The sequence below is a fragment of the Streptomyces sp. NPDC107528 genome (assembly GCF_055639295.1).
In genome coordinates this window covers 197191-220981 of sequence record NZ_JBVKAV010000007.1, presented here as the reverse complement: position 1 = coordinate 220981, position 23791 = coordinate 197191, and the positions used below count along the sequence as shown (strand labels likewise).

Sequence of the window (23791 nt, the reverse complement as noted above, 5' to 3'; positions counted from 1 at the left end):
GGGCCGTCACCTCACCATTCCGGTACGACATTCAGCATCACCCGCGAGTTCCGCCGAAGGTCTCCCATCCGTCATGGACACGCACCTACGATCACCCCGCACTGAAATGGGCGGACGGTCAGGAGGGCCCACATGGGAACCCAGGAGAACGAGCAGACGGGCGTCACCGGACGGCGGATGCTTCTCGGCGCAGCTGTGCTCGGCGCGGGCGGAGCGGTCCTCGGGCTGTCCGGTACGGCGCGAGCGGCGGAGGCACGGCACGGCGGCTCGGGCGGCGGCCTGAAGAACCTGCCCAAGCCGACGATCATCGGACACCGCGGCGCCAGCGGCTACCGGCCCGAGCACACCCTCGGCTCCTACCAGCTGGCCCTGGACATGGGCGCCGACATCGTCGAGGCCGGCGACCTGGTGCCCACCAAGGACGGCCACCTCGTCTGCCGGCACGAGCCGGAGATCGGCGGCACGACCGATGTCGCGGACCATCCCGAGTTCGCCGACCGCAAGAAGACCAAATCCCTCGACGGCGTGGCCACCACCGGCTGGTTCACCGAGGACTTCACGCTCGCCGAGCTGAAGACGCTGCGTGCGACCGAGCGCATCCCGGCCAACCGCCCGCACAACACCCTGTACAACGGCCGCTGGGAGATCCCCACCTTCGAAGAGGTCCTGCGGTGGCAGGACGAGCAGAGCCGCAAGCGCGGCAAGCAGGTCTGGATCTACCCCGAGCTCAAGCACCCCACCTACTTCCGCAAGCAGGGCCTCGCCCTGGAGGAGCGGGTCGCCAAGGTGCTCCACAAGCACGGCAAGGACCGGCGGAACTCGCCCGTCATCCTCCAGTCCTTCGAGCCGACCAGCATCCAGCGGCTGAACAAGCTCGTCGACAACCCGCTGGTGGTCCTGCTCTCCGGCGCGACCACCCGGCCCTGGGACTTCGTCGAGACGGGCGACCCGCGCACGGTCGCCGACCTGGTCAAGCCGGCCGGCCTCAGGGAGATCGCCTCCTACGCCCAGGGCATCGGCCCCACCCTGGACCTGGTCATCCCGAAGGACGCGAACGGCAACCTCACCCAGCCCACGACGCTGGTCGCCGACGCACACAAGGTCGGGCTGCTCCTGCACCCCTACACGATGCGCAACGAGAACCCCTTCCTGCCGGCCGGCTTCCGCAGGGGCACCGAGGCGGACGCCTACGGTGATGTCTTCGGCGCCTACAAGACGTACTTCGCGACCGGCATCGACGGAGTGTTCACCGACAATCCCGACACGGGCCTGCTGGCCCGCGAGGACTTCGTCAACGACTGAGACCCGCACCCCGGTTGGGGTGACTGTCGGCCGCCCGGGCAACCCCATGCCCGGGCGGCCGCGTCGTGCCGCATATGACGGACGACCTGGTTGCCGCCCTGCGCCCGCTGCTCCTCGCGGAGGCCTCAGCCGAGGCGCCCGCCGCCGGAACGGAGCCGGGCGACCTGGAACAGGCGGTCTGGCTCCGCCTCCTGGAACGCCTCGACTCCGACGGCCCGCCCGCGGACCCACCGGCCTGGCTGCGCAGGGCGGTCCGCTCCGAGGCCCGCCGAAGCCGCCGCACGACCCGCCATGAACGGCCGTACGAGCGCGAGCCCGCCGCCGACACCGAGCGTCACGACCCCCAACACCTGGCCCTCGCCGCCGCCCGTCGCCGCGCCCTGCGCGAAGCGGTGCGCCGCCTCCCCGGCCGCTGCCCCCGCCTCGTCGAGGCCCTGCTCTCCCCGAAGGACCTGACATACCGGGAAATCGCGGGGGAGTTGGGTATCTCACAGGGCAGTCTCGGCCCGGAACGTTCCAGATGCCTGGGATGTCTGCGTCGAATGCTCACGCCGGAGGTTGCGGCCCGCGGAGCGCGGGGATAGGAGTGAGGGACGACAGGTGATCAGGTGAGCGGGAGGCGTGCGCACATGGGCATGAGCGTGACCATCTCGGCGGCGACCGAGCAGGACGCGGAGCAGATCTTCAGGCTGCAGTACCTGTGCTTCCAGAGCGAGGCGGCGCTGTACGGCAACTACCGCATCGACCCGCTCGTCCAAACACTGGACTCGGTCCGGGTGGAGGTCGCCGCGGACTGTGTCTTCGTGGCACGGCTCGGCGAGGAGGTGGTCGGCTCCGTCCGCGGCAGCGTCACCGAGGACGGCGCGGCGGCCATCGGCAAGCTCTGCGTCCACCCCCGCCTCCAGGGCCACGGCATCGGCGCCCGCCTCCTGCGCGCCGCGGAAGCCGCCCTGACCGAACAGCGCGGCGCCAAGCGGTTCCGCCTGGAGGCCGGCCACCGCAGCGAGGGCAACCTGCGCCTGTACCGCAAGGTGGGCTACGAGGCGGTGGGCACGTCGAAGGGCGCCGACGGCGTTCCGATGGTCGTCCTGGAGAAGCCGGCAGGCGCGTACGCGACCACGGCGTGACCAGTCACGACGGGCAGGCAGCCGCCTGACAACCTCAGGCGGCATCCTGGCGAGGCGCCCGCTTCCGCAGCCAATAGAGCGCGGACAGAGGCAGAAGCACGGGAATGAACAAGTACCCCATGCCGAAGTCGGACCACACGGTCGCATCGGGAAACGCCGACGGCTCGACGACGGTCCACGTGCCTACGACCAGCACGCCTACCAGTTCGGCCGCGCAGCAGATCCGCGCTGCCTTACGGGCCGTCTCGCCGCCGCGTACGAGCGTGTACGTGATGAAGCCGTACACCACGCCCGCCACCGCCGACAGCGAATACGCGAGCGGCGCCCGGTCGAACTCGGTCGCGATCTGGTACGCCGATCGCGACACGGCGCCGACCACCATCACGCCGTACAGCCACACCAGCACGATCCCGGGCCCGCTGATCAGCCGTGCCCTGCCGGGCTTCTCCTGTGTCACGGCCACCTCAGCCTCCCCAGATGTCATACAGTCGCACCTCGAGCACGGCCAGCACCACGCCGCCCGCGGCGACCGTCACCGAACCCCACTTGCTCCGCTCGGCCAGCGACATGAACCCGGCGGCCGGAATGCACGCGAGCGATCCCAGCAGATACGCCACGAAGATCGTCGTGCCCTGCTCCGGCTCCTCGCCCCGCGCCAGCAGCACGATCCCGATCACCAGCTGCACCAGGGCCAGCACCGTCACCACGGCCATGCCGATGAAGTGCCAGTCCTTGGTCGGCTGATCACGGTACGCCGCCCAACCGCACCACGCGGCGAGCGACAGCGCGGCGACCCCGGTCACCAGCGTCAGGGCATCAAACATGTGGCGAGCCTATTACGGGCCAAAAGGCCTGATGCGCCCGGCCCCGGCGCCCGCCCCCGACCTCGACGATCGCGTACTGAATCGAAGCCCGAGGCCGTGTCCGGCACGCTCCGGCGGACCCGTAGGGTCTAGACCATGACGATCCACGCACGCGCTCTCCTGTTCGACAACGACGGCACCCTGGTCTCCTCCCTCGACTCCGTGGACCGCTGCTGGGCGCGGTGGGCCGGTGAGTACGGGATCACGGCCGAGGCGTTCGGGCGGATCGAGTTGCACGGCCGGCCGGCCGTGGAGATAGCCGCCGACCTGCTGCCCGCCGACGTCGTGCCGGAGGCCCTCGCGCGGATCGAGACGCTGGAGGTGGAGGACGTGCCCAACGGCGGGGTGCACCTGCTGCCCGGCACCAAGGACTTCCTCGATTCGCTGCCCGCCGACCGCTGGGCCGTCGTCACCTCCGCCACCCGGCGCCTCGCCGAGGCCCGCCTCGACGCCGTCGGCATCCTGCCCAAGACCCTGATCGCCGCCGACGACATCACGCGCGGCAAGCCCGACCCCGAGCCCTACCTCCTCGCCGCCCGGCAGCTGGGCGTGGACCCCGCGCACTGCGTCGTCTTCGAGGACGCCCCCGCCGGTCTGGCGGCCGGTCGCGCCGCCGGAATGACCACCGTGGCGTTCACCACAACCCACCAGGCCCACGAGCTCGACGCCGACTACGTGGTGAAGAACCTGTCGGCCCTGTCCGCCCTGGTCACCGAAGCCGGCGTCGAGATCTCCGTACGCGCCTGAGAGGTGTCCGCCGCTGTCCAGTATGCGGACAGCGGCGGTTGGTAAGGACCGTACGTCTGGTTTACTGATCGCATGACCACGACGAGCTGCCGCACCCTTGCGACCGAGGCGACCCTTGCGCCCGGTGCTCGTTGTATGTGTCGAATGTGCGCCTTCTAGAGGGCCCCTGCACCATCTGAGCCTCGCGCCCCGAAGCGAGAGCCCGCTCATGTCCGCCCGTACGCCCCACGTACGTGACTGAGCCGCGCCCCACGCACACGTCTTCCCCCGGTTCCACCGCGTTCGCGGGAAACCGTGCTGCGCTCCGGCCGCCTTCGACCACGAATACCCGTGTTCGGTGCCCACGATGCGCCGTGCACTCGACAGTGACGGAAACCCAGTGATCACCACCTCGGGCCTGACCAAGGTCTATCGCTCGCGCGGCCGTGAGGTCACCGCCCTCGACGGCGTCGACCTGCACGTCCGCGAAGGCGAGGTCTACGGCGTCATCGGCCAGTCCGGCGCCGGCAAGTCCTCCCTCATCCGCTGCATCAACCTGCTGGAGCGCCCCACCGCCGGCACCGTGTCCGTCGCCGGGCAGGACCTCACGGCCCTGGCGGGACGCGGTCCCCGGGCCGGCCGGGAGCTGCGCCGGGCGCGCAGCCGCATCGGCATGGTCTTCCAGCACTTCAACCTGCTGTCCTCGCGGACGGTCCAGGACAACGTCGAGCTGCCCCTCGAAATCCTCGGCACGTCCGGCAAGGACCGCTCCCGCAAGGCACTCGAACTGCTCGACCTGGTGGGCCTCGCCGACAAGGCCAAGGCCTACCCCGCCCAGCTCTCCGGCGGCCAGAAGCAGCGCGTCGGCATCGCCCGCGCCCTGGCCGGCGACCCCAAGGTGCTGCTCTCCGACGAGGCCACCAGCGCCCTCGACCCGGAGACCACCCGCTCCATCCTCCAGCTGCTGCGCGACCTGAACCGGCAGCTGGGCCTGACCGTCCTGCTCATCACCCACGAGATGGACGTCGTGAAGTCGATCTGCGACTCGGCCGCGCTCATGGAGAACGGCCGCGTCGTGGAGTCCGGCACGGTCAGCGAGCTGCTCGCGACCCCCGGCTCCGAACTGGCCTCCGCGCTCTTCCCGGTGGGCGGCGAGGCCTCCGCCGACGACCGCACCGTCGTCGACGTGACCTTCCAGGGCGAGGCCGCCACCCAGCCGGTCATCTCGCAGCTCTCGCGCACCTACAACATCGACATCTCGATCCTCGGCGCCGCCATCGACACCGTCGGCGGCCTCCAGGTCGGCCGGATGCGCATCGAGCTGCCCGGCCGCTACGAGGACAACGTCGTGCCGATCGGCTTTCTGCGCGAACAGGGCCTGCAGATCGACGTCGTCGGCCAAGAGGCCCGGCAGCCCGTCTCCGCGCTGGTGAAGGAAGGTGCCAAGTGACCTGGTCCGAGATGCAGCCCCTGCTGGAGCAGGCGTGTTGGGACACCCTCTACATGGTCGGCTGGTCCACCCTCATCGCGGTCGTCGGCGGCCTCCCGCTCGGCATCCTCCTCGTCCTCACCGACAAGGGCGGCCTGCTGCAGAACGTCCTCGCCAACAAGGTCATCGGGCAGATCGTGAACGTCGCCCGCTCGATGCCGTTCATCATCCTGATGGTCGCGCTGATGGGCTTCACGCGCTCGATCACCGGCACGACCATCGGCCGCGAGGCCGCCATCGTGCCGCTCGCGATCGGAGCGATCCCCTTCTTCGCCCGCCTTGTCGAGACGGCTGTCCGCGAAGTGGACGGCGGGCTCGTCGAGGCCGTGCAGTCGATGGGCGGCAACACCTGGACCGTCGTCCGCAAGGTCCTCGTACCCGAGTCGCTGCCGTCCCTCATCGCCAGCACCACGACCACGATCGTCGCCCTCATCGGCTACTCGGCCATGGCCGGCACGGTCGGCGCCGGCGGCCTCGGCGACATCGCCATCCGCTACGGCTACCAGCGCTTCGAGACCGAACTGATGTGGCTGACCGTCGCGGTCCTCGCCGTCGTCATCTCGCTCATCCAGTTCGCCGGCGACTACGCCGCCCGCTCCCTGCACCGGCGAGGCGGCCACTCGGGCGCGGCGCCCAAACTCCGCCTGCTCAAGGCCTCCACGGCCACGAGCAAGACCGTCTGAACCTCCCGGACGGGCACCCAGAACTCCCCGAGAACCCAAGTCGGGGTCGCACCACCCATAAGGAAAGGCACTTTTCGTGCGTAACACCGCCAAGATCACCACTGCTGTCCTCGCCGCCGGAGCCCTCACCCTCGGGCTCTCCGCCTGCGGCTCGGACAAGGACTCCGGCTCCGACGCGAGCGCCCCGCTGAAGGTCGCGGCCACGCCGACCCCGCAGGGCGAGATCCTCACCTACATCAAGGACAACCTCGCGAAGAAGGCGGGCCTCGACCTCGAGGTCCGGGAGTTCACCGACTACGTGACGCCGAACACGGCCGTCCAGCAGGGTGAGGTCGACGCCAACTACTTCCAGCACCAGCCGTACCTGGACGACTTCAACAAGAAGAACGGCACCGACATCGTCGCCGTGCCGAACGCCACCGTGCACCTGGAGCCGCTCGGCGTGTACTCCCAGGGCGTCAAGAAGCTCACGGACCTCAAGAAGGGCGCCACGGTCGCCCTGCCGAACGACACCACCAACGAGGCCCGCGCGCTCAAGCTCCTGGAAGCCAACGGCGTCATCAAGCTGAAGTCGGGCGTCGGCTACGACGCGACCCCCAAGGACGTCGCCTCCAACCCCAGGAACCTGAACTTCAAGGAGTTGGAGGCGGCCCAGCTGCCGCGCTCCCTCGGCGACGTCGACGCCGCCGTCATCAACGGCAACTACGCGCTGGAGGCCGACCTCAGCCCGGCCGACGACGCCATCGCCGCCGAGTCGCCCAAGGACAACCCGTACGGCAACTTCCTCGCGGTGAAGAAGGGCAACGAGGACGACCCGCGTGTGCAGAAGCTCGCGAAGCTCCTCACCTCGCCCGAGGTGAAGAAGTTCATCGAGGACAAGTACGACGGCGCGGTCGTCGCGGCCTTCTGATGAGCATCGTGAAGCGCCGACGCCCCGTACTGCTCTCGGCCGCGCTCGCAGGTGCCCTCTCACTCGGCCTCACCGCCTGCGGCTCGGGCTCCGGCGGTGGCGCCGACGACACCCTGGTCGTCGGCGCCACCGCCGTACCGGCCGGCGAGGTCCTGACGTACGTCAGGGACGATCTCGCCGCGAAGGCCGGGCTGAAACTGGAGATCAGGGAGTTCACGGACTACGTCCTGCCGAACACCGCCCTCCAGGAAGGCTCGTTGGACGCGAACCTCTACCAGAACGAGCCCTATCTGGACGAGTTCAACAAGTCCAAGGGGACCGACCTGGTCCCGGTGATCAAGGCCTATCTGCCGCCCATGGGCGTCTACTCGAACAAGGTCACCGACGTCACGAAGCTCGCCGACGGAGCCACCGTCGCCGTGCCGAACGACACCACCAACGAGGGCCGCGCCCTGAAACTGCTCGCTTCCAAGGGCGTCATCACGCTCAAGAACGGTGCGGGCACGGACGCGTCCCCGGCGGACATCGCCGCCAACCCCCGGCACCTGAAGTTCCAGGAGCTGGAACCCGCCCAGCTGCCCCGCTCGCTCGACGACGTGGCCGTGGCGGTCATCAACAACAACTATGCGCAGGACGCCGGCCTCAGCCCCACCGAGGACGCCATCCTCCTGGAGTCGGCGAAGGACAACCCCTACGCCAACCTCCTGGCCGTGAAGAAGGGCAACGAGGAGGACCCGCGTGTGCAGAAGCTCGCGAAGCTCCTCGCCTCGTCCGACGTGAGGAAGTTCATCGAGGACAAGTACAAGGGCTCGGTCCTGCCGGTCACTTCGGGCTGACGGGGCGTAAACGGCGTATCGCCACGCACGGGGTCCACTCCTTCACCTGGTGTGGACCCCGTGGTGCAGTTCAGTGCTTTCATGCTGCATGCTGGGCAGTTCAGCAGGCCCTGCAGGTTTTCCGAAGGTTACGGAGTGGCGCATGACTAGCACCTTCCCCAACATCTCCATCAGCACGGAGCGGTTGGTGCTGCGGCCCTTCGAAGACCTGGACATCGAGTCGTTCACCGAGATGATGAACGACGAACTGGTCACCGCCTGGACCTCCGTGCCGCAGCCCTACACCGAGGCCGACGCCCGCGCCTGGATCACCGAACGCGCCCCCGCCGAACGCACCGAGGGGCGCGGCATCGTCCTCGCCGTCACCGAGTTCCTCACCCAGCGTCTCGTGGGCATCGTCCACCTGCAGCACACCGACTGGCGTGTCCGCTCCAGCGAGATCTCCTACGTCGTCGCGCCCTGGGCCCGCGGCGAGGGCTACGCCTCCGAGGCGGCCCTGGCCACCGCGCAGTGGCTCTTCCACGACCAGAAGTTCGAACGGCTGGAACTGCGCACCGCCGCCGACAACACCGCCTCCCAGCAGGTGGCGCAGAAGATCGGCTGTATCAGCGAGGGCGTGCTGCGCGGCGCCTGGATAGCGCGCGCCAGGACCGACAGCGGCGAGTGGATCGACGTCCGCACGGACCTCATCATCTGGAGCCTGCTGCCCGAGGACCTCGAAGGCGTCGGCGATCAGCCGGCCGACGGTTTCACCTTGTTCGGTGACTGGAACTGACGGGTAGCGAACCCACGGGCACCCGGGGTGCCCGCGCCGCGACCAGGTACCCTCACGGAGCCTGCCCCTCGGGCTGTCCGACGACGACCTGCGCAAACCCTGGAGAGAGACGACGATGGCCGACCGCGTCACGGTGATCGGCTGGGACGGCTCGCCGCTGACCGCCGCGGCACGCTCCGCTCTCGGCGCCGCCACGCTGGTGGCCGGTGCCGCCCACCACCTGGCGCTCCCCGCGGTGCCGCCCGCCGCGGAGCGCATCCGCCTCGGCAGCGTCGCCCTCGCCGCCCGCCGGATCGCAGGCCACCGCGGCACCGCGGTCGTGTTCGCCGACGGCGACCCCGGCTTCTTCGGAGTCGTACGGACCCTGCGCGCGCCCGAGTTCGGCCTGGAGGTCGAGGTCGTCCCCGCGGTCTCCTCCGTCGCCGCCGCCTTCGCCCGGGCGGGCATGCCATGGGACGACGCACAGGTGGTCGTCGCACATCCCCGCACCCTGCGCCGCGCGGTCAATGTGTGCCGCGCCCACACCAAGGTCGCCGTCCTCACCTCTCCCGGCGCGGGCCCCGCCGAACTCGGCCTCCTCCTCGAAGGCGTCCACCGCACCTTCGTCATCTGCGAGGAACTGGGCACCGAACGCGAACAGGTCACCGTCGTCACCTCCGACAAGGCCGCCGACCACACCTGGCGCGACCCGAACGTCGTGATCGTCATCGGCGGCAAGGTGGCCGCCACGGAGGGCGGCGGGTGGATCGCCGGCCGCGACTCCTATGCCGCGCCGCGCGGCTGGACGCTGCCCGCCGAGGCCTACGGCGGTCTCATGGGCGAGGGCGAGCTGGAACCGCTTCGCTCGGCCCAACTCGTCCGGCTCGGCCCCCGCGTCGGTGACCTGGTGTGGGACATCGGCTGCGGCAGCGGCGCCTTCGCCACCGAGGCGGCCAGGGCGGGCGCCGCCGTCATCGCCGTCGACAGCGACCCGCGGGCCTGCGAGCGCACCGAAGCCAACGCCCGCGGCTTCGGGGTCCAGCTCCAGATCGTCCACGGCAGGGCCCCGCACGTGCTGGAGAACCTCCCCGAACCGGACGTCGTCCGCGTCGGAGGCGGGGGAGCGGGCGTCGTCTCCGCCGTCGCCGACCGGCGCCCGCAGCGCATCGTCACCCACGCCGCGACCCGCGATGAAGCCGAACTCATCGGGCGCGACCTCACCCAGCACGGCTACGACGTGGAGTGCGCCCTCCTGCAGTCCGTGCAACTGGACACACGTGCCTGGACGGAGCGCGAGCGGACGGTCGCGTTCCTGCTCAGCGGGGTACTGAACGACCGCACAGTGTAATCGCGGAGGCCTCCCCGTGATCCGGTTGTCGTACCGCGCGCGGTAGGCTGGCCGATCGTTGTACCGCACTCGGTCGCCCGGCACTTCGTCGGTCAATGTCCGGAAAAACGCTCCCCATTTGGGGTGGGTGTGGTACGGCGAAACCGGAGGACGCGCAACGTGGCGCAGTCCACAGCGGCCTGTCGCGGATCAACCTGTCGCGACGGTCGAACGGCCACGACAATGCCACTCAGTGGCTTTGTCGCCTTTTTGGGCGGGTCGCTCGTGCCGCTGGGCACGCACGCTCGTTCTTCACTACGGGGGCGGTCGGTGCGCCGTCCCCGGTGAGCTGGTCGTGGAAGCACTAACCGATGGGCGAGGGGTACGCATGACCGACACCGGCCAGGTCCCGGGCGAGGGACTGCCGGAGAGCGCAGGCATGGTGGAGCAGCCGGGCGCCCCCGCGGCGCACGGTACGTACACCTACCTCTCCGAGACAACCGCCGAGGACGAAGACCTGCTGCTGCCCGGCTCGCAGGGTGCCTGGGGCACCGAGGTCGTCCCGCCCGCGCCGGAGCCGGTAGTCGAGGCCATGCACGAGCCGGGTGCGCACGAGATGTCCGGCCGCGACAGCGGTTCGGTCGACCTCAGCGCTGTCCGCCTGCCGTCCCCTTCGGCGCCGATTCCGCCGATCACCCCCCGGCGCCCCCTGCACCTCGGCCCGCCCATCCCCGACGCCTCCGCCAGCCCGGTCCGCTCCCTTGCCGACCGCGGCGCCGTCGCCGCCCCCGCCCGCCAGCCCGGCCCCGAGTACCTGGACGCCCCGCCGCACCGCGAGGCGTCGGCCCCGCAGCCGGCATCCGCCTGGGGCACGCCCGCCCAGGCCCCCGCACCGGTGAGCACCGAGGCACCGGCTGCCGAAACGGTTGTTCCGACCGGACAGCAGGCGACTGCGGTGCAGGTGGCCATGGAGGGCGGCGCCGAAGCGGGTGCCGTTCAAGAGTCCGAGGCCGGCGCGCCTGCTCCGCAGGAGGGCGTGTACGACACCCAGGAGCCGTCGGGCGGCGATGCCGCGCCGGCTGCGCAGCCGGGCTCAGCCGCGGGAGAGGGCGTCGTTCCGGCCGTCGATGAGGTGGCGGTGGCAGCGTTTGCTCCTGCCCCCGTCGAGGTCACGGCTGCTCCCGTTCCCGAGGCCGACCAGGTTGTGGCCGTGGGTTCGGACGCCGGCGACGCCGTGGTGGACGCGGCCGGTTCCGGCGCCGATGCCGATGAGGTCGCAGCTCCTGAGGCTGTGCTTGATACCGCTGCTGAGGACGTCCCGCTGAGCGAGGCCGACGCGGGTGCCGGGCAGGTGCCTGGGGACCTCGCTGCCGATCCGGCCGTGGACGGGGCCGCTCAGCTTGCCGAGGCGCCGGTTGCAGACGCCGGGCACGGTTTGGAGACGCCCGCGGCTGAAGTCGAGCAACTGCCTGAGCGGACGGCTCCTGAGGCCGTGCAGCTTCCTGAGCAGGCGGCCCCTGAAGCCGCGCCGCTGCCCGAGCAGACGGCTCCTGAGGCTGCGCTGCCTCCCGAGGCGCCGGCTCCTGAAGGTGCCTCCATCCCCGGCGTCCCTGCCCCTGAAGCTGTCCAGGTCCCGGACGCCCCGGCTCCGGAAGCGGCCCCGCTTCTCGACGCTCCCGCGCCCGAGGCCCCCGCGCAGGTCGCCGAGCCCGCAACATCCGAGGCGGCCCAGCTCCCGGAAGCCGCCCAGTTCCCGGATGCGCCCCAGACTCCCGAGGTCTCCGCCCCCGTGGACCCGCAACCGGCCCCGGACGCCGTCCCGGCCCCGGCCGCGCTCGGCACGGCGCAGGCAGCCCAGCCCGCGGAGGCCGAGCACCTCGCGCCGATCGTGCAGCCCACGGACGCCGTCACCGTGCCCACCGAGGACGCCTTCGCCGCCGTAACCCCCGACCCGGCCCCGCAACTCGCGGACGCCGAGCAGGCGTTCGAGCAGCAGCCGCCACAGGACGCCGCTCTGCCCGGCGTCGAAGCCGAAGCAGAGGCGGTCGACGTGACCGCGCCCGCCGCCGACGGGGAAGTCCCCGTGGCGGACCCGGTGGCCGCCGCGGCCCCCGTGGCACAGTTCCCGGACGCCCAGCAGGCCCCGGACGTCACCGCCGAGCCCGCCCTGGCCCCGCAGCCACTCGCCGCAGCCTCCGCCGAAGCCGCCCCGCAACCGGCCGCTGCCGCCCAGCCCGCCCCGGCCGAGGCGCCCGAGGCCTTCGTCGCCGAGCCCGCCGGACCGCAGCTGCGGGCCGTGGCCGCCCAGCCCGGGCAGGGCACCGAGGACCCGGCACAGTCACCCCTGGAGCCCACGGCGTCCGGTGAGGGGGAGGCCCCGGCCTTCGTCCCGGCCGGTAGCGCCCAGGAGCCCGCGCCCGACCAGCCGCTGGGCCAGTTCGTCCCGGTCGAGGGGTCGGTGCCCACCACCCCGCACCTCGCCCCGACCCCGCCGCAGCCGATCGTCCTGCCCACTCAGGAGGCACCGGCTCCCGTCGCCGCCGTTCCGACGCCCCGCGACGGAGACCCCGAGCTCGTACAGCACGCGGACGACCTGGACACCCGGGCCGCCGACCAGGAAGACCCCGGAGAAGAGAGCACGGCGTCCGTGGAAGAAGCACCGCAGCCCACCGGCCCGGCCGCGCCCGCCTACGACGACGCCGAACGCGAGGCCGTCCTCAAGGTCATGCGCGAGCGGCGCGACATCCGCAACGGCTTCCGCAGCGACCCCATCCCGCACGAGGTGCTGCTCCGCGTCCTGGAGGCCGCCCACACCGCGCCCTCCGTCGGTCACTCCCAGCCCTGGGACTTCGTCGTGATCCGCTCGGCCGACACCCGGCGGACCATGCACGAGCTCGCCATGCGCCAGCGCGAGGCGTACGCCAAGTCGCTGCCCAAGGGCCGGGCGAAGCAGTTCAAGGAACTGAAGATCGAGGCCATCCTCGACACCCCGGTGAACATCGTCGTCACTGCCGACCCGACCCGCGGCGGCCGCCACACCCTCGGCCGGCACACCCAGCCGCAGATGGCGCCGTACTCCGCCGCGCTCGCGGTCGAGAACCTCTGGCTCGCCGCGCGCGCCGAGGGCCTCGGCGTCGGCTGGGTCAGCTTCTTCGACGAGCGCGAGATGGTCCGCGCCCTCGGCCTGCCCGAGCACCTGGAGGTCATCGCCTACCTGTGCGTCGGGTACGTCGACGAGTTCCCGGACGAGCCCGAGCTGCTGCAGGCCGGCTGGTCCAAGCGCCGCCCGCTGTCCTGGGTCGTGCACGAGGAGACGTACGGCCGTCGCGCCCTGCCCGGCGAGGAACCGCACGATCTGCTCGCCGAGACCGTCGCCCAGATCCGCCCGCTGGACGCCAAGGCGCTCGGCGAGGCCTGGGAGCGGCAGAAGCGCATGACGAAGCCGGCCGGCGCGCTCGGCATGCTGGAGATCATCTCCGCCCAGCTGTCCGGGCTGTCGCGGCAGTGCCCGCCACCGATCCCGGAGCCCGCGGCCGTCGCGATCTTCGCCGGTGACCACGGCGTCCACGCCCAGGGCGTCACCCCCTGGCCGCAGGAGGTGACGGCCCAGATGGTCGCCAACTTCCTCGGCGGCGGCGCGGTCTGCAACGCGTTCGCGGGCCAGGTGGGCGCGGAGGTCTGCGTCGTGGACGTCGGCGTCGCGGCCGACCTCCCGGCCACCCCCGGCCTGCTGCCCCGCAAGGTCCGCGCGGGCACCTCCGACATGACGACCGGCCCCGCGATGTCCCGCGAGGAGGCCAAGCAGGCCATCGAGGTGGGCATCGAGACGGCCCGCGACCTGGTGGCGGCGGGCAACAAGGCGCTGCTGACGGGCGAGATGGGCATCGCCAACACGACCGCCTCGGCCGCCCTGATCTCCGTCTTCACCGGCGCCGACCCGGCCGAGGTCACCGGACGCGGCACCGGCATCAACGACGAGACCCTCGCCCGCAAGACCGAGGTCGTCCGCCGCGCCCTCGAAGTTCACCAGCCTGATCCGGCCGACCCCATCGGCGTCCTGGCGGCGATCGGCGGTTTCGAGCACGCCGCGCTGGTCGGCCTCCTGCTGGGCGGCGCGTCGCTCCGTACGCCGGTGATCCTGGACGGCGTCAGCGCCGGCGCCGCCGCCCTGGTCGCCCGCGCCATCGCCCCCGAGGTCCTCGCGGCCTGCATCGCCGGCCACCGCAGCGCGGAGCCCGGCCACGTGGCCGCCCTCAACAAACTGGGCCTGCGCCCCCTGGTCGACCTCGACCTCCGCCTGGGCGAGGGCACCGGCGCCCTGCTGGCCCTCCCGCTGGTCCAGAGCACGGCACGGGCCATGCACGAGGTGGCGACCTTCGACTCGGCGGGCGTCACCGAGAAGTGACTCCGGACCGGGGTGGGGCATGCGCTCCTGCGTGCACCCCACCCCGGCCGTACTCTGAACCAACCCCTTAAAATCCGCACGTCAGGGCTGCTCCAGTGCCGTAGCACCCATCGCATTGCCAGGACGAGGAGCCGCACCTCATGGCCGAACACCCCGCCTACCCCGTAGGCCTCCGCCTCACCGGCCGCCGGGTCGTCGTCCTCGGCGGCGGCCAGGTGGCCCAGCGCCGCCTCCCGGCACTCATCGCGGCGGGCGCGGACATCCACCTGGTGTCCCCGGACGCGACCCCCTCCGTCGAAGCCATGGCGGACGCAGGCGAGATCACCTGGCAGAAGCGCCCCTACGAGGACGGCGACCTCGCCGTCGCCTGGTACGCCCTGATCGCCACCAGCGACGACGACGCCAACACCCGCGCCTCCCTCGAAGCGGAGCGCCACCGCGTCTGGTGCGTCCGCTCCGACGACGCCGACGCCGCAACCGCCTGGACCCCGGCCACGGGAACCAGCGAGGGCGTCACCGTCGCGGTCCTCACCAGCGACGCGCGCGGCCGCGACCCCCGGCACACCGCCGCGATCCGCGACGCGGTCGTCGAGGGCCTGCGGGACGGCACTCTCGTCGCCCCGCACCACCGCACCCGTACCGCCGGAGTCGCCCTCGTCGGCGGCGGCCCCGGCGACCCGGACCTGATCACCGTGCGCGGCCGCCGCCTGCTCGCCGAGGCCGACGTGGTCATCACCGACCACCTGGGCCCGCGCGACCTGCTCGCGGAACTGCCGTCGAGCGTCGAGGTGATCGACGCGGCGAAGCTGCCGTACGGCAGGTTCATGGCCCAGGAGGCCATCAACAACGCGCTGATCGAGCACGCCAAGCAGGGCAAGTCGGTCGTACGTCTCAAGGGCGGGGACCCCTTCGTCTACGGCCGCGGCATGGAGGAGGTCCAGGCGCTGGCCGAGGCCGGTGTCCCGTACACGGTCGTGCCCGGCATCTCCAGTTCGATCTCGGTGCCGGGCGCCGCCGGCATCCCGGTCACCCACCGGGGCGTCGCCCACGAGTTCACCGTGGTCAGCGGCCACATCGCCCCCGACGACGAGCGCTCCCTGGTCGACTGGCCGTCCGTCGCCAAGCTGACCGGCACGCTGGTGATCCTGATGGGCGTCGCCACGATCGGGAAGGTCGCCGAGACCCTCATCGCCCATGGCAAGTCCCCCGACACGCCGGTCGCTCTGGTCCAGGAGGGCACGACGGCCGCCCAGCGCCGGGTGAACGCGACCCTCGCGACGGCCGCCGAGACCGTGCTCGCCCACGAGGTGAAGCCGCCGGCGGTCATCGTCATCGGGGACGTCGTGAACGTGGGGCCGAGCGGACCGAACCCTTCCGCGTAACCGCGGGTAACCCAACCCGTACCGAACCGTTGGCACCACACCCAGGACAAGGCAGTATCACCCTGTGGCCGATCTCATCACCGTCGATGACCCCGACGACCCGCGCCTGCGCGACTACACGGGCCTGACCGACGTCGAACTGCGCCGCAAGCGCGAGCCGGCCGAGGGCCTGTTCATCGCCGAGGGCGAGAAGGTCATCAGACGGGCCAAGGAAACCGGCTACGAGATGCGGTCGATGCTGCTCTCGGCCAAGTGGGTCGACGTCATGCGCGATGTCATCGACGAGCTCCCGGCCCCGGTCTACGCGGTCAGCCCGGAGCTCGCCGAGCAGGTCACCGGCTACCACGTGCACCGCGGCGCGCTCGCCTCCATGCAGCGCAAACCGCTCCCGACGGCCACCCAACTCCTCCAGTCCGCCCGCCGTGTGGTGGTGATGGAGTCGGTCAACGACCACACCAACATCGGCGCCATCTTCCGCTCCGCCGCCGCCCTCGGCATGGACGCGGTCCTGCTTTCCCCGGACTGCGCCGACCCCCTGTACCGCCGCAGCGTCAAGGTCTCCATGGGCGCGGTCTTCTCGGTGCCGTACGCCCGTCTCGACACCTGGCCCAAGGGCCTCGAAACGGTCCGCGAGGCGGGCTTCACCCTCCTCGCCCTCACCCCGGACGAGAAGGCCAAGACCCTCGACGAGGCCGCCCCGCACCGGATGGACCGGGTCGCCCTGATGCTCGGCGCCGAGGGCGACGGTCTCTCCACCCAGGCCCTGGTCGCCGCCGACGAATGGGTCCGCATCCCGATGTCCCACGGCGTCGACTCCCTCAACGTCGGCGCGGCGGCAGCGGTCGCCTTCTACGCGGTGGCCTCGGGCCGCCCGCAGATCTAGGCCGTACGGCGATGGCACAGCGGGAGGCGATCGTCGCGGTCCTCCTCCGAGCCGACCGAGTCCTCGCCATCCGCCGCGGCCCTGCAGTCGCACGCCCCGGCTACTGGCAACCCCTCAGCGGCAAGATCGAGCCGGGGGAGACCCAGCGGGAGGCCGTCGTCCGCGAGGTCGGCGAGGAGGTCGGCCTCACCGTCGTACCCCTGGCCAAGGTATGGGAGTCCGAGACGGACGACGGCCGCTTCAGCCTCCACTGGTGGACGGCGAACGCCGAGACCGGCGACGTCGTCCCCGACCCGGGCGAGGTGGCCGAGGCCCGCTGGGTCACACCGGAGGAGTTCCTGTCCCTGGACCCGGTCTTCGAGGGCGACCGGGAGTTCTTCGAACGGATCCTGCCGACCCTGTGAGGCCCCTTCCGCTCGGGGCCGTCGCCTAGTCGCGGATCTCGAACGTCGACTCGTACCGCTGGGACATCAGGTCGTCCTCATCCAGCGGCGTGTATCCGGGTGCCACCTGCTCCTGCTCCTGCTGCGGCCGTACGACGTCCCCGTCACCGCCGAGCCCGCGGTCCGGGCCCTGGCAGCCCTGTGCCGCCGCGATGCCGAGCGCCACGAGCAGCGTCACCACGACGAACACGAACAGCCGCTGCCGCAGCAGCTGCGGGTTGGCGGGCCGCCGACCGGTTCCCGTCCGCGGCGCCGGACGGCCTGCGCCGTTGCGTGGCACGGGCCGGCTGCCGCCGCCCGAGCGTGGGGCTTTGCGCGAGGCGGGGATCGGCCGGGGGCCCGGCCTGGACGACGCCGTACCGCCGGGCAAGGCGCCGCCGTTCCGCGGGGGAACCCCGTCGCGCGCGGGACCGGGACCTCGGGAAGCACCGTTGCCGCGGGGGGCGGCAACACCGCGCGGCGGGGGAGTGCCCTGCGGGCGGCGCTGGAGACGCTGCTGTTCCGGGTAGGTGTCGGCGAGGCGCCCGGTCGGCCGGTCCGCCTCTCCGGAACGCGGCGCGGGCGGGCGTACGTCCGCGAGCCCCTGCGCTTCCCGGGCCGCGATCTCTTTCAGACGCAGCGAGAGCTGCAGCGTGCTGGGCCGCTCCTCCGGGGCCTTCGCGAGACATGCCCGCACCAGCGGAGCGAGCGCGTCCGGCACGCCGTGCAGCTGGGGCTCCTCGTGGACGACGCGGTACAGCATCACCTCGGAGCTGCCGTGTCCGAAGGGCGAGTCGCCCATGGACGCGTAGGCGAGGGTGGCGCCGAGGGAGAAGACGTCCGTGGCAGGGGTGACGGCGGCGCCGCGCACCTGCTCCGGGGCGAGGAAGCCGGGGGAGCCGACCGCGGTGCCGACGTGGGTGAGGGTCGAGGCCCCCGTCGCCCAGGCGATGCCGAAGTCGATGATCCGCGGGCCCTTGGGGGACAGCAGGATGTTGGAGGGCTTGAGATCCCGGTGGACGACACCGGCCTCGTGGACGGCGACCAGGCCCTCGGACAGGGCGGCCCCGACGGCGGCGACATCGGCCGCGCCGAGCGCACCCTCGTCGACGACCTTGTCGTGCAGGGAGGGCCCGGGCACGTACTGGGTGGCGAACCACGGCCGATCCGCTTCGAGGTCCGCGGCCACGAGGCGTGCCGTACAGCCACCGCGGATCCGCCGTGCCGCCGACACCTCACGCGCGAACCGAGAGCGGAACTCCTGATCCTCCGCCAGATCGGGCCGGATCACCTTGAGCGCGACCCGTTGCCCCTTCTTGTCGGAGCCCAGGTAGACGACACCCATTCCGCCTGCGCCGAGCCGTCTGTGAAGCCTGAACGAGCCGACGACGCGCGGGTCCTCGCGCCTCAGGCGCATCATCGCCATGTTCATCCCCGCTACCCGGTCCGTCTGACGAGCCACAGCTTACGTTTCCACGGGCCGCCGTGCGCAGAGGCCGCGCCCTCTCGGGCCGATGGATTGTCAGTGGTGGGTGGGAGACTTGAAGGGTGGTCAGGGGGCCCGTGAGCAGGGCGACTTCGCCCCGCATTGTCCCCCAACCACCCATCACAGAAGGGGGATTGGGTCCATGAAGGGTGATCGCGTGGAGATAGTCGTGGATGCGGGGGACACGACCCGCACCTACGAGGTCGTGGCGAGCAGGGCGGGCCGCCGGGTCGAGACGGCGGTGCGCCGAGGTGTCGTGGAAGTGAGCGAAGTCACCCGAAGCGGGACTGTCGTGCGTACGGCGCGCTTCATGGCGAACCGGGTTCTCGCGCTGGTCGAGCAGCCTGTACCGCGCGAGGACAGCTCGGAGAAACCGGTGTAGACCGGGCGTCCCCTCGGGGAAGACCCCGAGACCTAGGACCTCGTCTCCACCCAGGGGAGTACTCCCCAGGTGATGGCTCATCCTCCGGGAGGCCCGCCAATCGGTACGAGGGCATGACGCCCGGTGTGGCCAGGCCGCCTAGATTTGAGGTCAAGCGGCGGGTGCAGCACTCGTCCCCCGAGGTCAGACACCCGCCGCTGCCAAGGACAACCGACACAGGTCAGGGAGAGGGACCATGGCCCAGACGGCACCGCGGACGCTGATCCGCACGCAGCAGCGCACGCTGCTGCGCCCGCGCCGCCAGGGCCGCCGCCACCCCTTGGTGGCGACGCTCATGGCCCTTCCGCTGGCGGTCCTGCTCCTCGTCGTCTTCGACGGCTGGGAGACAGTGGCCACACAGGCGTCGTCCGTGGGTGTGATGCTGGGGCGCTGAGCGGCGACCCCAGGCCCGGAAGAGCGGTCCGGGCGGGGACATCCATCCATGAAACCCCGTGGGGACGGGGGTGCGGCGGACGGCAAAAATGCCGGCGCAGCTGGGGAGCTGCGCCGGCATTGCTTTTCCCTAAGGGCTGCTGGGCGGAGGGCCTTCCCCTCCTGATGCCGGCCCAGGCACTTCAGCCCGTCCGGCGTTTGAGGACGAGGCCGCTCAGGCCGACGGGGGTCCAGGGGGCGGAGCCCCCTGGCGGGGTAGAAGGGGCGGAGCCCCTTCAAGGACAGGAAGGGTAGGGGCGGGGGCGAGACATTTCCGGGGCACCCCCCGGCGTCCGGCCCGGGCCACCGGCAAGCAGCCCCACCCAAGCCGACCCGTCACCCCACGTACCCTCGGCCCACACCCCCGCACACAAGGAACCCCAGTGACCCCGAACCCCCTCCTGCCCGCCCTCATCGCACACGCCGAGGCCACGGCACACACGCGCCCCCAGCCCTGTCCCTGCGGAGCAACCGTCACCCTCGCCGACCGCCTCGACGCCACCGTCGTCCGGCACGCCGACACCGTCGCCAAGGCCCACGCCCCGGACCTCACCCCCACCGAACTCACCCCCCGCCTCACCACCGCCGCCGGCCTCCCCGGCATACTCCTGGCCCCGCTCACTCCCATACCCGCCGACCTGCACGGCCGACTGGTCACCTTCTGGCCGTACGGCACCCCCGTGGACCCCGGCGATCCCGACGCGGCCCCCTGGGAGGCGGCAGCCACCCTCCTCGCCCGCCTCCACCGGACCCCGACCGACGCCTCGGCGACGCTGCCCCCCATGCGCGGCCCGGCCAAGGCCGCCCACGCCGTGGACCGCCTGCGCGCACACGAGGCCGACAGCCCAGCCGCCGGCACCGCTGCCGTCCTCCGTGCCTGGGACGCCCTCCCCGCCTGGGTCCGCGCCGAGGCCCCGCAGCCCGACACCAGCACCCTCTGCCACGGCGACCTCCACCTCGGCCAACTCGTCCGCCACCCGGCCCCGGACGGCCCTTGGCTGCTCATCGACGTCGACGACCTCGGCGTGGGCGTGCCGGCCTGGGACCTCGGCCGGCCGGCTGCCTGGTACGCCTGCGGGCTGCTGTCGCCCGAGGAGTGGGAGCGATTCCTGTCGGCGTACCGCGCCGCAGGCGGACCGGCCGTTCCCGCGGACGGCGACCCCTGGCCCGCCCTGGACATCCCGGCCCGCGCCCTCACCGTGCAGACCGCCGCTAGGGCGATCACCAAGGCCTCGGCCGAGGCGCGTCTCCTGGACGAGGTCGAGCAGTCGTTCGTGGACGCCTGTGACCGAATGGCTTCCGTCCCCCCTGAGTTGACCCGGGATCACGCAAAGTAGGGTGCAACCGACCGCAGCCGGACAGAGTCTGTTCTGGCGATACGCGAAGCAGGATCGACCGGCGAGGAGTTGAGCCGACATGCAGTGTCCGAAGTGCCGAGCCCCGATGCACACGTACAACCGCAACGGCGTCCAGATCGAGCAGTGCAGCGGTTGCCGCGGCATCTTTCTCGACTACGGCGAGCTGGAGTCGCTGACCCGCCTGGAGTCCCAGTGGGCCCAGCCGGCCCCGCCACCTCCGGCCGCCCCGCAGGCCTACCCGGCCGCCGCCCCGCAGGCCCCGGCGTGGGGCGCCCCGCACGGTGGCCACCACGGCGGTCACGGTGGTCACTACGGCCACAAGCGTCACAAGAGTTTCGGCCACATGCTGTTCTCCAGCTGAGCCGCAGCAGCACGAAGAAGCCCCCGGTCGTATGACCGGGGGCTTCGGTGTGTGGACGATACTGGGATTGAACCAGTGACCTCTTCCGTGTCAGGGAAGCGCTCTCCCGCTGAGCTAATCGTCCTCGGGACCGTGATCGAACAAACATGTCTGAAGATCACGAACTTGCTGCGTGCGCGATACTGGGATTGAACCAGTGACCTCTTCCGTGTCAGGGAAGCGCTCTCCCGCTGAGCTAATCGCGCGGGTCAGACCTTCGATGATCTGTCGAAGATCCAGTGGACGATACTGGGATTGAACCAGTGACCTCTTCCGTGTCAGGGAAGCGCTCTCCCGCTGAGCTAATCGTCCTTGGAGGTGGAGACGGGATTTGAACCCGTGTAGACGGCTTTGCAGGCCGTTGCCTCGCCTCTCGGCCACTCCACCAGGAGTGTAGGGGGTCGGGAAGATCCCCTGTTCCTTCGAGCGGACGACGAGGCTCGAACTCGCGACCTCAACCTTGGCAAGGTTGCGCTCTACCAACTGAGCTACGTCCGCTTGTCGTTTCGTTCCGCTCCCGCGGCCCGGCGACGAGTTGAACTCTAGCGGATTCCGGGGCCAGCACAAAAACGCGTTTGTGCAGCGTGCTGCGCTGCGCCTGCTCAGGGACCTGCCGACGGCTCCCGACGGGACATGGCCAGGTCACCCGCAGGACACCAGCCATAGACTCGACTGCGTGTCCGACCTCCCTCCCCTCGCCCGCTTCGGCGATCGCGTCGCCACCGGCCTCCTAGATGTGACCAACGACCCCTCGGTCCTGGACTCCAGCGGTTTCTGGGCAGTCTGTGCCGACTTCGAGGGCGGTCTGACCTGCGCCCGCTTCCGGGACGTACGAGAGGAGCCGGTGCCCGCGCCGGTGCCGGGGCGGTGGCTCGGTCCTGCTGCCGGTGACTGGACGTCCTCGCTCGACCGCGCCGCGTACACGGCGGGCGTACGGCGCATCCGCGAGCACATAGCGGCCGGCGAGGTCTATCAGGCGAATCTGTGCCGCGTCCTGAGCGCGCCGATCGGGCCGGAGGCCGATGTGGACGACCTCACGGCCCTGCTGGCCCGCGGCAACCCGGCGCCGTACGCAGGAACGATCCGGCTGCCGGGGTACGGGGTTGAGATAGCCACCGCCTCACCCGAGCTCTTCGTGCGCCGCGACGGGCGTGTTGTCGAGTCCGGGCCGATCAAGGGAACCGGGCGGACCGAGGCGGACCTGCTGGAGAAGGACTACGCCGAGAACGTGATGATCGTGGACCTGGTGCGCAACGACATCGGCCGCGTGTGCGCCACCGGGACGGTGACCGTGCCCGACCTGTGCGCCGTCGAGAAGCACCCGGGACTTGTCCATCTGGTGTCCACCGTCCGCGGCGAGCTGGGCGCCGGCGCCGGCTGGCCCGAGCTGCTCGGCGCCGCCTTCCCGCCCGGTTCGGTCACCGGTGCGCCCAAGTCGAGCGCCCTGCGGATCATCGACGCGTTGGAGACGGCGCCCCGGGGCCCGTACTGCGGTGGCATCGGGTGGGTCGACGCCGACCGGGGCGTCGGCGAGCTGGCCGTCGGGATCCGTACCTTCTGGATCGACCGCGCCGAGGGCGTGCTGCGTTTCGGCACCGGCGCGGGGATCACCTGGGGGTCGGACCCCGAGGGGGAGTGGCGGGAGACCGAGCTGAAGGCGTCGCGGCTGCTCGCGGTAGCGTCGGGGGCGTACGAGGTGAGTGGAGAGGGACTGCAATCGTGAAGATCTGGCTGGACGGCGGGCTGCAGGACATGGAGGCCGCCCGTGTCTCCGTCTTCGACCACGGGCTGACCGTGGGCGACGGCATCTTCGAGACGGTGAAGGCGGTGGACGGCCGTCCGTTCGCGCTGACCCGGCACCTCGACCGGCTGACGCGCTCGGCACGCGGTCTCGGTCTGCCCGACCCCGACCACGACGAGGTGCGCCGCGCCTGCGCCGCCGTCATGGCGGCCAACCCGATGCCGCTCGGCCGGCTGCGCATCACCTACACCGGCGGCCACGGTCCTCTCGGCTCCGACCGTGGCGAGCACGGACCGACCCTCGTCGTCGCTCTCGGCGAGACCGTCCGGCGCCCCGACTCCACGGCCGTCATCACCGTGCCCTGGACCCGCAACGAGCGCGGCGCGCTCACCGGACTGAAGACGACCTCCTACGCCGAGAACGTCGTCGCCCTCGCCCGCGCCCACCAACACGGCGCCTCCGAGGCCCTGTTCGCCAACACCGTCGGGCAGCTCTGCGAGGGCACCGGGTCGAATGTCTTCGTCGTCCTGGACGGCGAGATCCACACCCCGCCGATCGCCTCGGGCTGCCTCGCGGGCATCACGCGCGTGCTGGCGGCCGAGTGGACCGGCGCGAAGGAGACGGACCTGCCGCTGGACGTCCTCGAGCGTGCCGACGAGGTCTTCCTCACGTCCACTCTCCGGGACGTGCAGGCCGTGCACCGCGTCGACGGCCGCGAACTGCCGGGCGCACCGGGGCCGGTGACCGCCAAGGCCATGCGGATCTTCGCCGAGCGGTCGGGCGACGACCTCGACCCGTAAGAGCGACGAGCGCGCGGAAAAATGAGCTGCCGTGGGCCGGTGCG

The 23791-nt window shown here is 71.5% G+C and carries 23 protein-coding genes and 5 tRNA genes; 20 read left to right on the top strand and 8 right to left on the bottom strand.

Annotated features, from left to right (window positions below; translation table 11 throughout):
- The first annotated feature begins 132 nt into the window (after nt 1-132).
- The 3 genes from ACZ7L5_RS23420 (at nt 133) to ACZ7L5_RS23410 (ending at nt 2429) form a co-directional block, all read left to right on the top strand.
- Nucleotides 133-1302: a glycerophosphodiester phosphodiesterase gene (locus ACZ7L5_RS23420; RefSeq protein ID WP_471518594.1), complete on the top strand. Its 1170-nt coding sequence runs from the start codon at nt 133-135 to the stop codon at nt 1300-1302.
- Between the two features lie 74 nt (nt 1303-1376).
- Nucleotides 1377-1886, top strand: a complete 510-nt coding sequence (locus tag ACZ7L5_RS23415) for an RNA polymerase sigma factor (protein ID WP_471518593.1) — start codon at nt 1377-1379, stop codon at nt 1884-1886.
- 45 nt (nt 1887-1931) lie between these two features.
- Entirely contained in the window at nt 1932-2429 is a 498-nt protein-coding gene (locus tag ACZ7L5_RS23410) for a GNAT family N-acetyltransferase (protein ID WP_471518844.1), read from the top strand.
- A 34-nt stretch (nt 2430-2463) separates the two neighbouring features.
- On the opposite strand, the gene ACZ7L5_RS23405 is transcribed toward ACZ7L5_RS23410, so the two are convergent.
- Together ACZ7L5_RS23405 and ACZ7L5_RS23400 are read right to left on the bottom strand one after the other, a co-directional pair.
- Nucleotides 2464-2913 (bottom strand): hypothetical protein, encoded by a 450-nt coding sequence (locus tag ACZ7L5_RS23405; RefSeq protein ID WP_471518592.1) that lies wholly within the window; start codon nt 2911-2913, stop codon nt 2464-2466.
- Nucleotides 2894-3253, bottom strand: coding sequence for a hypothetical protein (locus ACZ7L5_RS23400; RefSeq protein WP_471518591.1), 360 nt, complete (start codon nt 3251-3253; stop codon nt 2894-2896). Before ACZ7L5_RS23400 ends, ACZ7L5_RS23405 begins: the two co-directional genes overlap by 20 nt.
- A 135-nt stretch (nt 3254-3388) precedes the next feature.
- On the opposite strand from ACZ7L5_RS23400, the gene ACZ7L5_RS23395 reads away from it, so the two are divergent.
- From ACZ7L5_RS23395 to ACZ7L5_RS23345, 11 genes are all read left to right on the top strand, one after another.
- Nucleotides 3389-4039, top strand: coding sequence for an HAD-IA family hydrolase (locus tag ACZ7L5_RS23395; protein ID WP_471518590.1), 651 nt, complete (start codon nt 3389-3391; stop codon nt 4037-4039).
- A gap of 379 nt (nt 4040-4418) precedes the next feature.
- A complete protein-coding gene (locus tag ACZ7L5_RS23390; RefSeq protein ID WP_383607792.1) occupies nt 4419-5468 on the top strand; it encodes a methionine ABC transporter ATP-binding protein in 1050 nt (349 codons plus the stop codon).
- On the top strand, nt 5465-6190 hold the full coding sequence (locus ACZ7L5_RS23385; protein WP_328882834.1) for a methionine ABC transporter permease: 726 nt from the start codon (nt 5465-5467) through the stop codon (nt 6188-6190). Before ACZ7L5_RS23390 ends, ACZ7L5_RS23385 begins: the two co-directional genes overlap by 4 nt.
- A 76-nt stretch (nt 6191-6266) precedes the next feature.
- On the top strand, nt 6267-7100 hold the full coding sequence (locus ACZ7L5_RS23380) for a MetQ/NlpA family ABC transporter substrate-binding protein (RefSeq protein WP_328882835.1): 834 nt from the start codon (nt 6267-6269) through the stop codon (nt 7098-7100).
- Nucleotides 7100-7936, top strand: a complete 837-nt coding sequence (locus ACZ7L5_RS23375; protein WP_471518589.1) for a MetQ/NlpA family ABC transporter substrate-binding protein — start codon at nt 7100-7102, stop codon at nt 7934-7936. The genes ACZ7L5_RS23380 and ACZ7L5_RS23375 overlap by 1 nt, the downstream gene beginning before the upstream one ends.
- A gap of 142 nt (nt 7937-8078) precedes the next feature.
- Complete coding sequence (locus ACZ7L5_RS23370) at nt 8079-8711, top strand: GNAT family N-acetyltransferase (protein WP_471518588.1); 633 nt, start codon at nt 8079-8081, stop codon at nt 8709-8711.
- A 115-nt stretch (nt 8712-8826) separates the two neighbouring features.
- On the top strand, nt 8827-10038 hold the full coding sequence (gene cbiE / locus ACZ7L5_RS23365) for a precorrin-6y C5,15-methyltransferase (decarboxylating) subunit CbiE (protein WP_471518587.1): 1212 nt from the start codon (nt 8827-8829) through the stop codon (nt 10036-10038).
- 367 nt (nt 10039-10405) lie between these two features.
- On the top strand, nt 10406-14422 hold the full coding sequence (gene cobT / locus ACZ7L5_RS23360) for a nicotinate-nucleotide--dimethylbenzimidazole phosphoribosyltransferase (RefSeq protein ID WP_471518586.1): 4017 nt from the start codon (nt 10406-10408) through the stop codon (nt 14420-14422).
- Between the two features lie 140 nt (nt 14423-14562).
- Nucleotides 14563-15804, top strand: coding sequence for a uroporphyrinogen-III C-methyltransferase (gene cobA, locus ACZ7L5_RS23355; RefSeq protein WP_471518585.1), 1242 nt, complete (start codon nt 14563-14565; stop codon nt 15802-15804).
- Between the two features lie 64 nt (nt 15805-15868).
- On the top strand, nt 15869-16687 hold the full coding sequence (locus tag ACZ7L5_RS23350; protein WP_328882841.1) for a TrmH family RNA methyltransferase: 819 nt from the start codon (nt 15869-15871) through the stop codon (nt 16685-16687).
- Between the two features lie 11 nt (nt 16688-16698).
- On the top strand, nt 16699-17091 hold the full coding sequence (locus tag ACZ7L5_RS23345; protein ID WP_471518584.1) for an NUDIX domain-containing protein: 393 nt from the start codon (nt 16699-16701) through the stop codon (nt 17089-17091).
- A 25-nt stretch (nt 17092-17116) separates the two neighbouring features.
- Here the strand turns inward: ACZ7L5_RS23345 and ACZ7L5_RS23340 are convergent, their stop codons facing one another.
- The gene (locus tag ACZ7L5_RS23340; RefSeq protein WP_471518842.1) at nt 17117-18541 is read right to left on the bottom strand and encodes a serine/threonine-protein kinase; all 1425 of its coding nucleotides are present in this window, start codon (nt 18539-18541) and stop codon (nt 17117-17119) included.
- Between the two features lie 196 nt (nt 18542-18737).
- Between ACZ7L5_RS23340 and ACZ7L5_RS23335 the strand changes: the two genes are divergently transcribed.
- The 4 genes from ACZ7L5_RS23335 (at nt 18738) to ACZ7L5_RS23320 (ending at nt 21167) form a co-directional block, all read left to right on the top strand.
- Nucleotides 18738-18977: a hypothetical protein gene (locus tag ACZ7L5_RS23335; protein WP_328428941.1), complete on the top strand. Its 240-nt coding sequence runs from the start codon at nt 18738-18740 to the stop codon at nt 18975-18977.
- A gap of 235 nt (nt 18978-19212) precedes the next feature.
- Nucleotides 19213-19410 carry a hypothetical protein gene (locus tag ACZ7L5_RS23330; protein ID WP_328882843.1) on the top strand — a complete coding sequence of 66 codons (198 nt, stop codon included), beginning with the start codon at nt 19213-19215 and terminating at the stop codon, nt 19408-19410.
- A gap of 421 nt (nt 19411-19831) precedes the next feature.
- The gene (locus tag ACZ7L5_RS23325) at nt 19832-20785 is read left to right on the top strand and encodes a phosphotransferase family protein (RefSeq protein WP_471518583.1); all 954 of its coding nucleotides are present in this window, start codon (nt 19832-19834) and stop codon (nt 20783-20785) included.
- Between the two features lie 79 nt (nt 20786-20864).
- Nucleotides 20865-21167 (top strand): TFIIB-type zinc ribbon-containing protein, encoded by a 303-nt coding sequence (locus ACZ7L5_RS23320; RefSeq protein ID WP_328882845.1) that lies wholly within the window; start codon nt 20865-20867, stop codon nt 21165-21167.
- A gap of 52 nt (nt 21168-21219) precedes the next feature.
- Here ACZ7L5_RS23320 and ACZ7L5_RS23315 read toward each other — a convergent pair.
- The 5 genes from ACZ7L5_RS23315 to ACZ7L5_RS23295 form a co-directional block, all read right to left on the bottom strand.
- Nucleotides 21220-21291 (bottom strand) — tRNA-Val (locus ACZ7L5_RS23315).
- Between the two features lie 49 nt (nt 21292-21340).
- Nucleotides 21341-21412 (bottom strand) — tRNA-Val (locus tag ACZ7L5_RS23310).
- 34 nt (nt 21413-21446) lie between these two features.
- A tRNA-Val gene (locus tag ACZ7L5_RS23305) sits at nt 21447-21518 on the bottom strand.
- Between the two features lies 1 nt (nt 21519).
- Nucleotides 21520-21593 (bottom strand) — tRNA-Cys (locus ACZ7L5_RS23300).
- A gap of 38 nt (nt 21594-21631) precedes the next feature.
- Nucleotides 21632-21704, bottom strand: a tRNA-Gly gene (locus tag ACZ7L5_RS23295).
- A 178-nt stretch (nt 21705-21882) separates the two neighbouring features.
- On the opposite strand from ACZ7L5_RS23295, the gene ACZ7L5_RS23290 reads away from it, so the two are divergent.
- Nucleotides 21883-22929 (top strand): chorismate-binding protein, encoded by a 1047-nt coding sequence (locus ACZ7L5_RS23290; protein ID WP_471518582.1) that lies wholly within the window; start codon nt 21883-21885, stop codon nt 22927-22929.
- Nucleotides 22926-23747 (top strand): aminotransferase class IV, encoded by an 822-nt coding sequence (locus ACZ7L5_RS23285; RefSeq protein ID WP_471518581.1) that lies wholly within the window; start codon nt 22926-22928, stop codon nt 23745-23747. The genes ACZ7L5_RS23290 and ACZ7L5_RS23285 overlap by 4 nt, the downstream gene beginning before the upstream one ends.
- Nucleotides 23748-23791 lie beyond the last annotated feature (44 nt).